Here is a 2777-nt window from a genome sequence, read left to right as displayed (position 1 = left end):
TGCGCGACGCTCCCACGGCTTGTAGGCACACGGTTTCAGGTACTATTTCACTCCGCTCCCGCGGTACTTTTCACCATTCCCTCACGGTACTATCCGCTATCGGTCACCAGGGAATATTTAGGCTTAGCGGGTGGTCCCGCCAGATTCACACGGGATTTCTCGGGCCCCGTGCTACTTGGGTGTCTCTTAAACGAGCCGTTGATGTTTCAGCTACGGGGGTCTTACCCTCTACGCCGGACCTTTCGCATGTCCTTCGCCTACACCAACGGTTTCTGACTCGTCTCACAGTCGGCAGACTATGAAAAAGAGATCCCACAACCCCGCATGCGCAACCCCTGCCGGGTATCACACGCATACGGTTTGGCCTCATCCAGTTTCGCTCGCCACTACTCCCGGAATCACGGTTGTTTTCTCTTCCTGCGGGTACTGAGATGTTTCACTTCCCCGCGTTCCCTCCACACTGCCTATGTGTTCAGCAGCGGGTGACAGCCCATGACGACTGCCGGGTTTCCCCATTCGGAAACCCCCGGATCAAAGCTTGGTTGACAGCTCCCCGGGGACTATCGTGGCCTCCCACGTCCTTCATCGGTTCCTGGTGCCAAGGCATCCACCGTGCGCCCTTAAAAACTTGGCCACAGATGCTCGCGTCCACTGTGCAGTTCTCAAACAACGACCAGCCACCCATCACCCCGCCCTAACAGGCGAGTTCACTGGGGCCGGCAACCGAAGATCCAGACTCAACGAGCCCGTACCTTCAGATACCCAACAGCGTGCCCGACCCGATCAACAAGTTTCCATTTTCCACGCCGAAGCAGTACTTACGAAAACCAGCCAACCGTGCCGAATAATCAACGTTCCACCCATGAGCAACCACCGTCGAACATTTGCCGACGTAATGGTCTCTGGATTCCCCGAAGAGAACCTAGATGCTCCTTAGAAAGGAGGTGATCCAGCCGCACCTTCCGGTACGGCTACCTTGTTACGACTTCGTCCCAATCGCCAGTCCCACCTTCGACAGCTCCCTCCCACAAGGGGTTGGGCCACCGGCTTCGGGTGTTACCGACTTTCGTGACGTGACGGGCGGTGTGTACAAGGCCCGGGAACGTATTCACCGCAGCAATGCTGATCTGCGATTACTAGCAACTCCGACTTCATGGGGTCGAGTTGCAGACCCCAATCCGAACTGAGACCGGCTTTTTGAGATTCGCTCCGCCTCGCGGCATCGCAGCTCATTGTACCGGCCATTGTAGCACGTGTGCAGCCCAAGACATAAGGGGCATGATGACTTGACGTCGTCCCCACCTTCCTCCGAGTTGACCCCGGCAGTCTCCTGTGAGTCCCCATCACCCCGAAGGGCATGCTGGCAACACAGAACAAGGGTTGCGCTCGTTGCGGGACTTAACCCAACATCTCACGACACGAGCTGACGACAGCCATGCACCACCTGTATACCGACCACAAGGGGGGCACCATCTCTGATGCTTTCCGGTATATGTCAAGCCTTGGTAAGGTTCTTCGCGTTGCGTCGAATTAAGCCACATGCTCCGCTGCTTGTGCGGGCCCCCGTCAATTCCTTTGAGTTTTAGCCTTGCGGCCGTACTCCCCAGGCGGGGAACTTAATGCGTTAGCTGCGGCACCGACGACGTGGAATGTCGCCAACACCTAGTTCCCAACGTTTACGGCGTGGACTACCAGGGTATCTAATCCTGTTCGCTCCCCACGCTTTCGCTCCTCAGCGTCAGTAATGGCCCAGAGATCCGCCTTCGCCACCGGTGTTCCTCCTGATATCTGCGCATTTCACCGCTACACCAGGAATTCCGATCTCCCCTACCACACTCTAGCTAGCCCGTATCGAATGCAGACTCGGGGTTAAGCCCCGAGCTTTCACATCCGACGTGACAAGCCGCCTACGAGCTCTTTACGCCCAATAATTCCGGACAACGCTCGCACCCTACGTATTACCGCGGCTGCTGGCACGTAGTTAGCCGGTGCTTCTTCTGCAGGTACCGTCACTTGCGCTTCTTCCCTGCTGAAAGAGGTTTACAACCCGAAGGCCGTCATCCCTCACGCGGCGTCGCTGCATCAGGCTTTCGCCCATTGTGCAATATTCCCCACTGCTGCCTCCCGTAGGAGTCTGGGCCGTGTCTCAGTCCCAGTGTGGCCGGTCGCCCTCTCAGGCCGGCTACCCGTCGTCGCCTTGGTAGGCCATTACCCCACCAACAAGCTGATAGGCCGCGGGCTCATCCTTCACCGCCGGAGCTTTTAACCCCGTCCCATGCAGGACAGAGTGTTATCCGGTATTAGACCCCGTTTCCAGGGCTTGTCCCAGAGTGAAGGGCAGATTGCCCACGTGTTACTCACCCGTTCGCCACTAATCCACCCCGAAGGGCTTCATCGTTCGACTTGCATGTGTTAAGCACGCCGCCAGCGTTCGTCCTGAGCCAGGATCAAACTCTCCATGAATGTTTTCCCGTAATCGGGAGAGCACCATAAAAGAGCGGGACAACCAACCGGAATAGGGCTGGTCATCCACAGCGTCCTCGCTGATGTTGCCTACCCGCCACATGGGCCAGTAGGACTTCAAAGGAACCACCAACCCACCGAAGTGGGCCGGGGTATCAACAAATTTGGCGTTGATTTTTGGCACGCTGTTGAGTTCTCAAGGAACGGACGCTTCCTTCGGTCCCGTTTCACCGGGGCCCTCCGGGCGCTTCCCTTCGTTCTTGCGTTTCCGACTCTATCAGACTCTTTCGTGTCCGATTCCCGGTCGAAGCGGG

2 rRNA genes (1 of these 2 running past the window's edge) are annotated in these 2777 nt (G+C 57.4%); both read right to left on the bottom strand.

The window, feature by feature from the left end:
* Positions 1–634: ribosomal RNA gene (locus tag ACFW9O_RS36555) — 23S ribosomal RNA — on the bottom strand (it extends 2572 nt beyond the left edge of the window).
* Between the two features lie 303 nt (positions 635–937).
* A 16S ribosomal RNA gene (locus tag ACFW9O_RS36550) occupies positions 938–2463 on the bottom strand.
* Together the 16S and 23S rRNA genes form the textbook arrangement of a ribosomal RNA operon.
* Between the last annotated feature and the right edge of the window lie 314 nt (positions 2464–2777).

The organism is Streptomyces sp. NPDC059499, assembly GCF_042749285.1.
Classification (GTDB): Bacteria; Actinomycetota; Actinomycetes; order Streptomycetales; family Streptomycetaceae; genus Streptomyces.
This window is presented reverse-complemented; position numbering and strand designations above follow the sequence as displayed.